At 41.4% G+C, this 12,939-nt stretch carries 13 protein-coding genes; 4 read left to right on the top strand and 9 right to left on the bottom strand.

All coding sequences use genetic code 11. The features are described from left to right. Positions 1–127 precede the first annotated feature (127 nt). The 6 genes from EHO58_RS14780 to EHO58_RS19570 are packed head-to-tail and all read right to left on the bottom strand — an operon-like array spanning position 128 to position 6,055. Positions 128–1,342 carry an Lsa36 family surface (lipo)protein gene (locus EHO58_RS14780; protein WP_135680419.1) on the bottom strand — a complete coding sequence of 405 codons (1,215 nt, stop codon included), beginning with the start codon at positions 1,340–1,342 and terminating at the stop codon, positions 128–130. Between the two features lie 34 nt (positions 1,343–1,376). Further along, positions 1,377–2,507 carry an acyl-CoA dehydrogenase family protein gene (locus tag EHO58_RS14775; RefSeq protein WP_135626209.1) on the bottom strand — a complete coding sequence of 377 codons (1,131 nt, stop codon included), beginning with the start codon at positions 2,505–2,507 and terminating at the stop codon, positions 1,377–1,379. Between the two features lie 14 nt (positions 2,508–2,521). Next, positions 2,522–4,672 (bottom strand): cAMP/cGMP-dependent 3',5'-cyclic-AMP/GMP phosphodiesterase, encoded by a 2,151-nt coding sequence (locus EHO58_RS14770; protein ID WP_135680418.1) that lies wholly within the window; start codon positions 4,670–4,672, stop codon positions 2,522–2,524. Between the two features lie 32 nt (positions 4,673–4,704). Continuing rightward, on the bottom strand, positions 4,705–5,019 hold the full coding sequence (gene trxA / locus EHO58_RS14765; RefSeq protein ID WP_086446488.1) for a thioredoxin: 315 nt from the start codon (positions 5,017–5,019) through the stop codon (positions 4,705–4,707). 53 nt (positions 5,020–5,072) lie between these two features. Then, positions 5,073–5,882 carry a hypothetical protein gene (locus EHO58_RS14760; RefSeq protein WP_135626207.1) on the bottom strand — a complete coding sequence of 270 codons (810 nt, stop codon included), beginning with the start codon at positions 5,880–5,882 and terminating at the stop codon, positions 5,073–5,075. A 5-nt stretch (positions 5,883–5,887) separates the two neighbouring features. Beyond that, the gene (locus EHO58_RS19570; RefSeq protein ID WP_165780493.1) at positions 5,888–6,055 is read right to left on the bottom strand and encodes a hypothetical protein; all 168 of its coding nucleotides are present in this window, start codon (positions 6,053–6,055) and stop codon (positions 5,888–5,890) included. Between the two features lie 117 nt (positions 6,056–6,172). Here EHO58_RS19570 and EHO58_RS14755 point away from each other — a divergent pair, with 117 nt between their 5' ends. The 4 genes from EHO58_RS14755 to EHO58_RS14740 all read left to right on the top strand — a co-directional run bounded on the left by EHO58_RS14755 (position 6,173) and on the right by EHO58_RS14740 (position 9,560). After that, positions 6,173–6,418: a twin-arginine translocase TatA/TatE family subunit gene (locus EHO58_RS14755; RefSeq protein ID WP_135626206.1), complete on the top strand. Its 246-nt coding sequence runs from the start codon at positions 6,173–6,175 to the stop codon at positions 6,416–6,418. A gap of 56 nt (positions 6,419–6,474) precedes the next feature. Continuing rightward, positions 6,475–7,272: a twin-arginine translocase subunit TatC gene (tatC, locus tag EHO58_RS14750; protein WP_135626205.1), complete on the top strand. Its 798-nt coding sequence runs from the start codon at positions 6,475–6,477 to the stop codon at positions 7,270–7,272. Position 7,273: 1 nt separating this feature from the next. Further along, positions 7,274–8,374: an Arg-Lys translocation region protein phosphatase RktP gene (rktP, locus tag EHO58_RS14745; RefSeq protein ID WP_135626204.1), complete on the top strand. Its 1,101-nt coding sequence runs from the start codon at positions 7,274–7,276 to the stop codon at positions 8,372–8,374. A gap of 139 nt (positions 8,375–8,513) precedes the next feature. Beyond that, positions 8,514–9,560, top strand: coding sequence for an NAD(P)-dependent alcohol dehydrogenase (locus EHO58_RS14740; RefSeq protein WP_135680417.1), 1,047 nt, complete (start codon positions 8,514–8,516; stop codon positions 9,558–9,560). A 104-nt stretch (positions 9,561–9,664) separates the two neighbouring features. Here the strand turns inward: EHO58_RS14740 and clpX are convergent, their stop codons facing one another. From clpX to tig, 3 genes are read right to left on the bottom strand one after another with little or no spacing between them, the layout of a single operon-like run. After that, positions 9,665–10,936, bottom strand: coding sequence for an ATP-dependent Clp protease ATP-binding subunit ClpX (clpX, locus tag EHO58_RS14735; protein WP_135626202.1), 1,272 nt, complete (start codon positions 10,934–10,936; stop codon positions 9,665–9,667). A gap of 12 nt (positions 10,937–10,948) precedes the next feature. After that, positions 10,949–11,542 carry an ATP-dependent Clp endopeptidase proteolytic subunit ClpP gene (gene clpP / locus EHO58_RS14730; protein WP_008592146.1) on the bottom strand — a complete coding sequence of 198 codons (594 nt, stop codon included), beginning with the start codon at positions 11,540–11,542 and terminating at the stop codon, positions 10,949–10,951. Continuing rightward, positions 11,533–12,921: a trigger factor gene (gene tig / locus EHO58_RS14725; protein WP_135680416.1), complete on the bottom strand. Its 1,389-nt coding sequence runs from the start codon at positions 12,919–12,921 to the stop codon at positions 11,533–11,535. Before tig ends, clpP begins: the two co-directional genes overlap by 10 nt. Between the last annotated feature and the right edge of the window lie 18 nt (positions 12,922–12,939).

Here is a 12,939-nt window from a genome sequence, read left to right as displayed (position 1 = left end):
AATCCAATAGATTCCAGACTTTTGCATTCTATTAACAATACTGCAAAAGGCGTGCCTTTTTTGTATAAGCTTAAAATAAAAATAAAAGAAATTTTACAGCCCGGTCACCCGGGCTTAGTCCCTATATTTAAAGGGCGAACTTAACACCTAGGTTCGCAGAATAGATCTTATCGTCTGTGGCCATAGCTTCCGCCAATACCTTGAACATTAATATGTTCAATTCAAAACCACCTACGAAATAGTTCATCTGAGTTCTAACTTCGGCAGATCCACTAGTTCTTAAGGATAGAGTTCCACCCGCATTACCGTTCATCTGTTGGATTACCTGAGGAGGAAGACCGGAAGCATTAGGATCTAGAGCTAAATATAAAGGTCCGCTCACTCCCAAATTCAATTTGGTATATCCTGTATTATTTGAGATACCTGCACCCGCAAATAAGGTTAAGATATAGAAGAGTCGAACTCCGGTTCTAATATCGATTGGAACAGATTGTACCTTAGATTGATAAGCGAAGTTAACATCCGCATCCCATCTACCTGTGGCAGGACCGAATGCAACTTTAACGGCATCCGTTCCACTCGGATGATAATTCATATTGATCTCTTCCCATTTTCTGTGGAAGCCGACCCCTAAACTCAATCCTGTAAACCCAAAGAAGTCTAGCTTGGTGTATCTTTCTTTGGCGATCTGGAATCGAACAGTCACTCCGAAACTGTTTATATTTCCGGACATAGATAAGTCCTTAGAAGTGGAATCACTGAGTGATTTAATATCTCCATTCGAGATATTACCTTGGAAACCGTGCGCGTAGATATTGATCCTATGCAGGAAAGACCTGTTCGAATCCTTTTCGTCGTCAGTCGGTTGGTGAGAAGGTCCCTGGCCGAGTAACCAGCCTAGATTCACACCTACCATTACTCCAGGATTGATCGAAGCTCCTACATTCGGGAACTTAGGGATGGAAATATCACCGTATTGTATATTGATATCGTCTTTTTTGACTCCCGCAACTCCGAGGCCTGCTCCTACTTGGAAACGGTTCACTGTTCCTGGTCCCATCATAGAAGAGTTGATATTTGCGAGAACGGAAGCATCCGCCATAGACTTGGTCAGTTCGTTCAGATATTCTTTACGGATGGTTTCTTCCAAACCGTTGAACTGGGCCACTGTGGAGGCGGGAATTAAACTACAGACATTGTTTCCGGATGCAGGAGGAAGACAGGAAACCTGAGCCTCTGCAGAAGAAACTGGGATGAAATATAAGGAAGAAGCTAAAATAAGGAAGGCGGCATATCGAACACACCGCCTAACTATACTCTTTGAAGGAGCCATTCGATCCATTTTACCCTTGGACGATAGCTATTTCGAGATTATTTCAGAGTCCTAAACTTCCACCAATAATTTCTTTCATGATTTCGGTGGTCCCAGCGTAGATCGTTTGGATCCTTGCATCCAAATACGCTCTTGCGATCGGGTATTCCATCATATAACCGTATCCTCCGAAGAACTGGAGACAAAGGTCAGTATGACGTTTTTGCATCTCGGTGGAATAATACTTAGCCATAGAAGCCTCTACAGTTAATTTTTTTCCGGCGATATGCTCCGAAACCACTTTGTCGACGAAGGTACGGCACATTTCCAGTTCCGTAGCCATCTCCGCCATTTGAAATTTGATGTGTTGAAAACTTCCGATCTTTTTCCCGAAAGCCATCCTCTCTTTAATATATTTTAGAGTCATTCTTTGCACAAGCGCAGTGGCTTCCACCGCTGCAATCGCTAATACAAGACGCTCTTGTGCGAGTTTCATCATCAAATAACGGAAACCTTGTCCGTCTTTTCCGATTACATTCTCTTTAGGAACTACTACGTCGTTGAAGTATAATTCCGAGGTGTCCTGAGCTTTTAACCCGATCTTCTCGAGATTACGGCCTCTTTCGAAACCTTTCATCCCCTCTTCTATCATAACAAGCGAAATCGTGCCGTTTTCATGTTTCACGGCAGTAATTACTAAATTTGCAAGCTGCCCGTTGGAAATAAATGTTTTTTGACCGTTGACCACATAATGGTCTCCCTTATCCACGGCAGAAGTTCTCAGGCTTTTTAGATCAGAACCTGCTCCAGGTTCCGTCATAGCGACCGCTAAAATGCTGTCTCCACTGCAACAACCGGGTAACCATCTTTTCTTTTGTTCTTCGTTTGCGTAAGCACTGATATAAGGTGCAATTACGTCATTATGAAGTGACACAAAAAATCCGCTATTTCCGGATCTGGAAGATTCTTCTATTACAACAACGTTATATAGAAAGTCCGCACCTGATCCGCCGTATTCCTCCGGAACATCAGGGCAAAGCAATCCGCTTGCTCCCGCTTTTTTCCAAAGCTCTTTCGGAACCATTCCGACTTTTTCCCATTCATGATGATGAGGAGTTACTTCAGTTTCGAAAAACTTACGCGCCATATCACGAAAAGCTTCATGCTCTTCGGTAAATTGTAGGACTCTTTCCATTTATATCCCCCGTGTCAGTAGACGGTATTCATTCTCATGTAAACGCCGGGATTCCGTTTAATGTACTGGATGAGTTCGTTCTGAGAAATAGAAAACAATTCCGTTTCTGATTCTGCTTGGAACGTGTAATTTGACACCAGCTTTTTGGATATAGAGTAAATCTCTCCCACGAAATCTCCGTCGGTCAACTCGGCTAATTTTTTGCCGTGTTGGTATACGCTTACTTTTCCATGACGAATAATATATGCCTCGTGGTAAAACGCTTTTTCCGTGATAAGCACTGAACCTTTGTTCACCTTAGAAAGTCTCATGATCATCTCTAATTGAGTGACTTGGTGGCTTGTAAGTCCTTTAAAATGGCGTGAATCTAACAGTGTTTTCCAAGAGTTACTATCACGAATGCTGTTCAGTCGAATTAAGTTTTGTCTTAGATCCGTATTTCTAATGAACTGTAAGAATTTATTCTTCTCTATTGTAAGGGCTACTACATCTGTTTCTGCGAAAACATCCGCAGCTCTAGGAAGGTCTAGGACAAGAGAAGCTTCTCCGAAATATTCATACTGCCCGTATCGTTTAATCGGCGCTATATCCGAATCTCCAAGAAGTCCTTCGAATTTTACGTTCCCGGAAGCAATGATATAAAATTTATCACCAGGAGTTCCCTTCTTAATGATCTGATCGCCACGTTTATATTTTTCTTCGCGGACGATTAGTAGGAATTCCTTCGCCTTCTCTATTGGGAAACCGCTAAAAATATCGATTTGGCTTAAGATATCTAGAAGGTTATAAGCCTCCATATGTTTCGGCGGAGTAATCTCCGGGTAAACAGTGTTCTCTATTCCAAAACGAGCCAGTTTTAGTTTGGTATCCGGAGGCATATCCGTTCTTGCGATATGATATACTGTGATCTTTTCCTGGATCTCAGGAGGTAAACTTGCTAAATAGCTAACTCTAGTATGAAGAGGAGGAATTCCTGCCTCATGATAGATAATCCTTCTGTCCCAAGGAAATTCTTTCAAAAATTTCCAACGAGATTCAGGAAGAACCCCTTTCTCATACATCTTATCATGCACTTCCGGCTCATTCAAATGATCGGAAGTGTATACAAAAGATTGATCTTGGAAGAAGAACTCGAATCCTACGGAAGGAATAGAATGTAATGCATAATGAAAATTGAATTCTCCACCATTGATCATCGCAGGTCTTCCTATGATGATTTGTTGGAAATTAAAAAGTTCTAGTAATTCTTTACGAGGGATCTTAGTAAGAGCCGAATACTTGCGGATAAAACTTTCCATCACTGTTGCAGTTGCATGAATAGTGATCTTGGTTTCTTCCATAATTTTCTGGAATGTACCTGCGTCATGATCCGCATGACAGTGAGTAAGAATAACATGGTTAATCAGTTTAGGATTTACGTTAGACATCCTGAGCCACTCAGTGGAGTTCACAGGTGGATCCACCATGATGCCTTGGTGGTTCAACCAGATAATAAAACCGGAAGTGTTATCCTCAGGATCGAACCCATGAGAAGGTCCAAGACAGGTAATCCCAAGTAAAGGAGCTTGAAAAGGTTCCTTTAGTCTATGACCGATCTCGTATTTAATATTAAATCCAACTTCGCCAGGGATCTCGGTCTCTTTGGTTCCATCAGTAATCCTAAAATCACCTGAAGGAAGTTTACGTATCAAAACCTTTCCTAGGTTGACCATATTATCTTTATCGAATACTTGGAAATCCACTACATCGTCGAGTCCCTTATATCCTCTGAAGTAAGCCATCTCAGCTTTCATATCAGGAAAGCCGAAAGATTCCGCGCCATCCAAGTATTCGGATTCTAAATTGATCTCTTCAGGACCCATTAAGGATTCTTTAAGTACTGTGATAAGCTGATCTTTTTGCTCGGCAGTACAAATGATCGTGGTCTTTTTTTGTCTTAAGAAGAAGTTAAAGTAAATCGGGAATTCAAGCTCTGCGGTACTGATCCCCTTTTCTACGTGGAAAAATTTGTTAGGAAGTATAAATACCAGGGGAGTCTTCTTTTCGGCCATCGTGTCTTTGATGGTCTCGGGAGGAGAACCGATCTGAAAGAAGCCCTCACTTGTTTCGACTAAATAGCCCCCTCTAGGAAGCTCTATGTATCCCCTGGTTTGTTCTTTTAGCATGGAAAATTCCGCCGCAGTCGAGATCGAATTTTTTATTTATGTCTTTCGATGAAACTTTTGATTTGCGCCTTAGGAAGAGCTCCTATGATCTTATCCACCAATTGTCCGTCTTTGAAAAGTAGAAGGGTCGGCAAGGATTGGATATTTAATTTTTGCGCCGTGTCCTGGTTGTCGTCTACGTTTAATTTTTTAATTTTTAAGATATCATTCATCTCGGACGAAAGCTCTTCCAGAACCGGGGAAACCATTCTACAAGGACCACACCATTCAGCCCAGCAATCTACTAGAACCATGCCCTTATTGATCTCGGAACTGAAAGTTGAATCGTTTATTTCGGTCAATGCCATGAGTTAGATTTTCTCCTATTTTTTTCCCACTCTTTATAACAAATTGGACGGGTCTATTTCTTCTTTTTCTTCTTTTCCTTCTCAGCTTCTATCGACTCTACCTTTTCTTTTAGGGATTCTATCAGGGTTTTTGTCTTCCCGAGGTCCTCCGTTTCGCCCGTGGTTTGAAGGATTTTGCGGTTTACCTCCAAAAGGGATATGGATTTTTTCAGATCCCCGGCGTCCTGGGTGGACAAGTCGAATTTAGCACGGTATTCCTGAGCGGCAAAGTTACAAAGTTCCAGAATTAAGTTATAATGTTCCTGTCTAGGATAGTAAAACGGATTCTCCAAGTCTCTTTCCTTCTCAAAAGCCCGGAAGTCAAAAAGATTCTTACTAAGTATGGCGATTTTGAAATGTATCTCCGGAAAACTCCATTTCCATTTGGAGTTGGAACCGAATGCCTCGATCGTGTTTGTAGTACAGGTCCTGAGTCCCTTTACGTAATTCAGTCTTTGGAGAGGATTAAATTCCAGGATTTTGGCGAGAAGATCCTTATTTTCCCCCAGACCAGACTCAAAGTCGGTTCCGACAACTTTCTCCATAAATGAGATTGCACTATAAATTTCTTTCCTCCCCTGGTTTAGGTAGGTATCCGATTTCAGATCCAAGATCGCTACAGAGATCTCATTGATTAGAAGACAGGTATTTATATTTTTTATAGAATTTAAGGAAAGAGCCACATTGAAGTAACCTTCCATTTTAGGATCTTTTCTGGATTGGGCCTTGAGAAGATTTCCTTCCTTCTTCAAATCCTCCAAAAATGCACGAAAATCCGCCAGTTTCTCCTGGAATTCCTGCTTCTGTTCCTTAGTAAGAGCCATTCTAATTACACCTGCACATTTATCAGACTTCCGACAGAAAGAGCGTACATATAATCGGAATTCGGAGCATTCTCTGCCTTTTTCCGATCTTCTTCTTTTTCTTCCTCTCCGCCCGGTTCTCGAACGGGAAGAGGAACGGAGATTGAATCTAAGGGGCTGGATTCTATTCTCATAAACTCGTCCGTTTTGCCTTTCTATCTGAACCGAAGTCCCAATAGAATTATCGGCTTGTTCCTACTAACTATTTGACATATATTACAGAGGCAAAATCCTAACTAAGGAGATAGTATATGTACGCACCACTCGCATTTTTAAATTTAGGCCCTTGGGAAATCTTTTTCATACTAGGTTTAGCTCTCCTGCTTTTCGGGGGCAAGCGACTTCCCTCTTTAGCAAAGGATTTAGGAGACGGAATCCGCCAATTCCGCAAATCTCTATCCGGAGATGCAGAATCTGAATCCGCTAAAATCCAGGAACCGGAAACAAAACCGGCGGCTCCTGCTTCTTCTCCTAAAAAATCCAAAAAATCCGCTTAATATGATAAGGGCCTTCGGGCCCTTTTATAACAGGGAAGGAATTCCAACCTTTCGATATGCCTTCTAAAAAAAAGAACCTCGCTAGTACCCCTCAACCTGTAATCTCCGCCCCAGAGGAAAGTCTTCCTCATGATAGGGAAAAGTTTATGACCCTGGGAGAACATTTAGAAGAATTACGTTCCGTTCTGATCCGTTCCATTCTTGTATTTACGGTTTTCTTCGTGGTAGCTTTGTATTTCGGAGAAGAGCTTCATAAGATAGTGATCAAACCGTACAAGAATATTTTGGGAGAATCCGCTACATTCTACCAAATCAAACTCATGGCCCCATTCATGGTTTATCTGAGAACAGGGTTTATGGTTTCTATTTTGATCACCTTCCCTTTCGCTTTAGCTTTTTTATGGGGATTTGTTTCTCCTGCCTTAGAGCCAAGAACAGCAAGACTCGGAAAAGCGCTTATCGCATTTTCTACTGTTCTATTTTGGTTAGGGGTTTGGTTATGCTGGGCCCAAGCATTCGAAAGTTTTCTAAAAATATTTTTAGTAACGGTCCGACCTCTGGATATTGAAACCAGACTTCCTATAGATGAATACTACGACGTATTCTTCAATATGCATTTGATCTTCGGATTGTCCTTTCAACTTCCGGTGATCATGGTATTATTAGCTGCAGTCGGAATATTAAAACTTTCCTTCTTACTTAAACATTGGAGAGAAGCATTCATAGGGATAGCATTTGCAGCCGCAGTTTTATCTCCTGGACCTGATGTGATTTCCATGTTAATGTTATTCGTTCCATTATTGGTCCTATTCGGGATCTCATTGGTACTAATCGCAATTATAGAGAGGAAATGAGTTGTTTCCGAATCTTCAGTCCAAGCATAAATTAGCATTCGCCTCTTTTACTGCTTCATTCGTATTATTTTTATCTTATCTACTTTTAGATGATTTTCTATTCGGGGAAGAGATCAGAAAGGAATTAAGAGCATTCGTTTGGGTCCGGCTCGGAGTCGGGCTTTTCTTTTCCATCGTTCTTGGGATCCTCACTTACTTTCTTTTAAATTTAAGTTTTAAATCCCTTAAATCTATCTCCCAACTTTTACAAAACTGGTCCCAAGATGTTTATGAAGATTCCGGAGAATCTGAAAGGGATGACGAATTAGGAGAACTTGCTAGACATTTCCGCATCGCTCTTTACCAGAAAAAAACGAAAGAGGAAACCGTTTCCCAAGAATCCTTAAACAAAAAGGAAAGAGAACTTTCTGACAAGATCCAAAAATTTTTCCATAAGATCAGACTTCATAAGATCAAAAACCTGGACATCACTGTTTTTCCTCGTTCCTCCGATACCGGAGAATCGGATTACGCAAATATTATTCCGACCGCTGACGGTTGTTTTGGAGTATTAGCAGGTTTTCCAAATCACGGAGCAATTGAATCTTCTCTCAAGGCAAGGATAGAAGGTATGATCTCACTCGCTCAGGAAACCACAGGTTTAAGAGGAGAAGATCTACTTTATAAAATAGATAGAGCGCTCAGATCCACACCTATCTCTTATTTGAATCTTACATTATTTTATTTAGAAACAAGAAATGGAGAAGCTGGTATACTTCAGTTCCAAAAATTGCCTGCACTTGTTCATAAAAGTGGAAAAACGAATATATTACCGATCTCTAAACAAGTATTCTACGATTTCAGAAGTTCAACAAGAGATGTAAAAAAGATCCAGATCAGACCTGGAGAATATTTGGTTTTCTTAAGCGATAGATTGGCTGAACTTACTAGCTCTACCGGTGTTGCCCCACTTCTTATCCAACTCCAAAATTGGAGTTCCGGCAGAGATTATAAGAATTCTAGGGAACTTACACTGGACTTCGGAAGGTTTTTAGAAATGGAATCAGGCAAAAAAGGACTTTCCAAAGCTGCGATCCTGACTGTTGGTCGAGTGCGGGATTAATTTTTCAGAATAGATCTAAAATTAAAAAACAAAGTTTACACTTTCTTGTCTAACTAGGGAAATTTTCAGACTTAAAATTTCTAATCTCTCACCACTTGAACTTGAGTCACCCAATATCAAATCCAAAACGAGGAATAAAATGATCCCAGCAAAAGGTTATGCTGCCGCTATTGCAAAAGCTCCTTTGGCACCTTTTCAATTCGATAGAAGAGATGCAAAAGATGAAGATGTAGTCATCGATATTCATTACTGCGGTATCTGTCATTCGGATATACACCAAGCAAGAGACGAATGGGGAGGTTCCATCTTCCCGATGGTCCCAGGCCATGAGATCACAGGAATTGTTTCCAAGGTAGGATCCAAGGTTTCAAAATTTAAAGTAGGAGATAAGGTAGGAGTCGGATGTTTTGTAGACTCCTGCAGGGAATGTGAACATTGCAAAGCAGGCTTGGAACAATTCTGTGAAACCGGAATGAGTGCCACTTATAATGGAAGAGAGCAAGATAGAAAAACCCCGACTTACGGTGGATATTCCAATAAGATCGTAGTAGATCAGAGTTATGTATTAAGAATTCCTGATAATCTTCCTTTGGATGCTGCGGCTCCCCTACTTTGCGCGGGAATCACTCTGTATTCTCCTCTTGCTCATTGGAAAGCCGGTCCGGGTAAAAAAGTAGCGATCATCGGTCTCGGCGGACTTGGTCATATGGGAGTGAAAATCGCTCATGCACTCGGCGCAGAAGTAACAGTACTAAGCCAATCCAATAAAAAGGAAGCGGATGCAAAACGTCTAGGCGCGGATCATTTTTATGCCACTTCTGAAAAAAGCACATTCAGTAAGTTAAGAGGAAGTTTTGATCTGATCATCAATACTGTTTCTATGCCTCTGGATTGGAATGCTTATCTTAGCCTATTGAGAGTGGATGGTTCTATGGTAGTGGTTGGCGTTCCAGAAGAACAAGTTCCTATCGGAGCATTCTCTTTAATCGGCGGTCGCAAAAGCCTAGCAGGCTCTCTAATTGGCGGGATTGCCGAAACACAAGAGATGTTGGATTTCTGCGGAAAGCACAATATCACCAGTGATATTGAACTGATCTCAATCCAGAAAGTAAACGAAGCTTACGAAAGAGTCGTTAAAAGTGATGTACGTTATAGATTTGTGATAGATATTGCTTCCCTAAATTAAGAAGAGATTATTTCTCACGCAAAGGCGCTAAGGTAAGAAGATCTTTTAATTGCTAAAAGAAAACCTTTGCGTTCTTTGCGGCTTCGCGTGAAAACCTAATCCTATTAAGCGATTTTTGGTTCTTTTTTCAGAATTAGTTTCGGAGGTTTGGTTCCGGCTACTGCATCCTCAGTGATGATCACTTCTTCTACATCTTTGCGAGAAGGAATTTCATACATCAGATCTAACATCAGATTTTCTACGATAGCGCGCAGTCCCCTAGCTCCGGATGCTCTTTCGATCGCAAGCTGAGCGATTTTGTCGATAGCAGCTTCTTCGAAGGAAAGTTTTACGTTTTCCATTTCTAGGATCTTAGTGTACTGGCGTAAGATTGCGTTTTTAGGCTCTCTGAAAATACGTTTGAGCATTTCCACACTTAAGTCTTGCAGAGTAGCGATCACCGGCATACGGCCGATAAATTCAGGGATCAGTCCGAATTTCATTAAGTCTTCAGGGATCACTCGAGCTAAAATTTCACCTTTGCTCTCGTCTCTTAAAATTTTGCCGTCTTTTTCATCACTACCGAATCCGATCGTTTTTACTCCGGTCCTAGTTTTGATGATATTATCCAGGTCGACGAATGCTCCACCAAGAATGAATAGGATATTTTTAGTATCTACTTGCAGATATTCTTGGTGAGGATGTTTTCTTCCACCCTGAGGAGGAACGTTTGCAACTGTTCCTTCTATAATTTTTAAAAGTGCTTGTTGAACACCTTCTCCGCTCACGTCTCTTGTGATGGAGGCGCTATCAGACTTACGAGCGATCTTATCTACTTCGTCTATATAGATAATTCCGATCTCTGCTTTTTTGATATCGTTGTCCGCGTTTTGGATCAGTTTGAGGATGATATTTTCCACATCCTCTCCTACGTATCCAGCTTCGGTGAGTGCGGTAGCATCTACGATCGCAAAGGGAACCTTGATGATCTTTGCAAGAGTTTGAGCGAGCAAGGTTTTTCCGGAACCGGTAGGGCCGATTAGAAGAATATTCGATTTTTCTAATTCGATATCCGCTTTTTTGTCTTTGAGATAAATTCGTTTATAGTGATTATAAACCGCAACGGACAAAGCTTTTTTAGCATGGTCTTGTCCGATTACGTATTGGTCTAGGATCGCTTTAATAGCTGCAGGATTAGGGACTTCTCCCAAAAGTTCTGTGCGTTCTTTTTCCTGCTCGGGTTCTTCTGCAATGATCTCATTACAAAGAGAGATACATTCGTCGCAAATATAAACACCTGGACCGGCAACCAGTCGTTTTACGGAGTCTTGTTCTTTTCCGCAGAACGAACAAAATAATTTTTGCTTATTATTGGTTCCGGTCGGTTTTTTTGCCACGGGATCCCCCTATCAGTTCTTTTGACGCTCTATGGAAATTACGGAATCAATGATCCCGTATTTTTGAGCTTCTTCTGGAGTCATGTAAAGGTCCCTCTCGGTATCCTTTTGCACTTCTTCCACAGACTTGCCCGTATGTTTAGCGTACAAACCGTTTAACACCTGCTTTAATTTCAGAACTTCCTTCGCTTGGATGGCGATATCGGAAGCCTGACCGGTAGCTCCTCCGGTTGGCTGGTGCATCATAATTCTGGAATGAGGAAGAGCGGATCTTTTGCCCTTTGCCCCGCCTGCCAGAAGAAGTGCTGCCATAGAAGAAGCCTGACCGATACAAAGTGTACGAACGTCTGCCTTAATATACTGCATAGTGTCGTAAATGGCAAGCCCGGAAGATACATATCCGCCTGGGGAATTCAGGTATAAGTAGATGTCCCTGTCCGGATTTTCCGCGTCCAGGAACAGTAGTTGAGCGATGATCACGTTCGCGTAATCGTCGGAAATTGCGTCACCTAGAAAGATAATTCTGTCTTTTAAGAGGCGGGAAAATACGTCATACCGCATTTCTCCGCGACCGGTTTGCTCTATAACTGTAGGAATTATTGCCATACTTCTCCAGTTTCCTTATTAGAAAGGAATTCCTTTAGCTGACGGATACTCATCTTCTCGTTGTATTTCTTTTCTACAAGCTGGAAGAGGGTATCGTCTATCTTTTTTGCTAAAAAATTGTCCCGGTAAGTTTCCAGAAGTTTACCTTTTTCCAATTCTTTTTTAAAATCGGCGTCAGGCATACCATATCTTGAGGCAAGAGTAGAGATTTCACGGTCGAAATCCTCTTCCGTCAAAACGATATTTTCGGTAGAAGCCAGCTTCTGTCTGGAGAAGTATCCCTTTAGTCTGTTTTCTGCAATGGTTTTGAAAGAATCCCTTACTTCTTCTAAAGGTTTTCCTACCATTTCAGCGTATTTTTCGATACTTGGGATCTGTTCCTTAGGAATTCTGGCCTGGCCTCTTCCTAAAACATCCTGCATCATATTCTGATACACATGTTCCGATTCTTCGGTAAGATATGACTCAGGGAATACAAATTTGGAATCCGCTACAAGTTCCTTGTAGATCTCTTCCATCTTCTTGTTTTTTACTGCTTCCGTATAATTCTTCTGTAAATCGGTTTTGACCTTATCTTTCAAAACTTGCAAAGAAGAAGATCCATCATATTCGCTCGCAAGATCGTCATCCAGTTCAGGAAGGACTTCTTTATAGATCGCCTTTAAGGTCATGGCGAATTCCATCTTCTTGCCGGCCAGATCTTCTCTTGGATAATCACTTGGGTAGGTATAGAAGAAGTTTTTGGTCTCGCCGGTTTTGATGCCGTACAGGTTATCATCGAAACCAGGAAGATTATTAGCTTCTCCTAATTTATAATCGCTTGAACCGTTTTTAGCGTTCTTAGGCTCCTGCCCTTCTTCCTTCACTTCGAATTCCATATCCACGATATCGCCGTTCTCGGCTCCTTCGCTTGGCTCTCTCAGAAGTTTTCGAGCAAGTTGTTTACGAACGAACTGAAGTTCCTCGGTGATATCCTCATCGGTAACCTGTACTTCAGGAAGTTTGATCTTGATCTTTTTATATTTTCCTAAGGAAACTTCGGGATCGGTATCATAGACCGCGGTTGCCACTAAACTTTTTTCGGGAACATAGTCCTCGACGGTAAATTTAGGGAAACGTACAATCTTGTGTTCCAGTTTTCCGGAAAGTTCACTTACAGTTTCTAATAATAGAAGATTGATTGCGTCGTTTGCTACCGAGTCTCCCAAATGGCGTTTTACCATTTCGATCGGTGCTTTTCCAGGGCGGAAGCCCGGGATCTTGAGATCCTTTTGTTTTTCTTTATAAGTCTTTTCGAACGCCTTTTCTAGATCGTTCTTATCAAAGGTTAACTTAAGGTCTACGGATGCGTTTTGATTTTTCTTAGTCTTGAATTCCATGGTCTCAGAAGACAGAAG

Origin of the sequence: Leptospira selangorensis (genome assembly GCF_004769405.1) — a bacterium.
GTDB classification, from domain to species: Bacteria; Spirochaetota; Leptospiria; order Leptospirales; family Leptospiraceae; genus Leptospira_B; species Leptospira_B selangorensis.
This window is presented reverse-complemented; position numbering and strand designations above follow the sequence as displayed.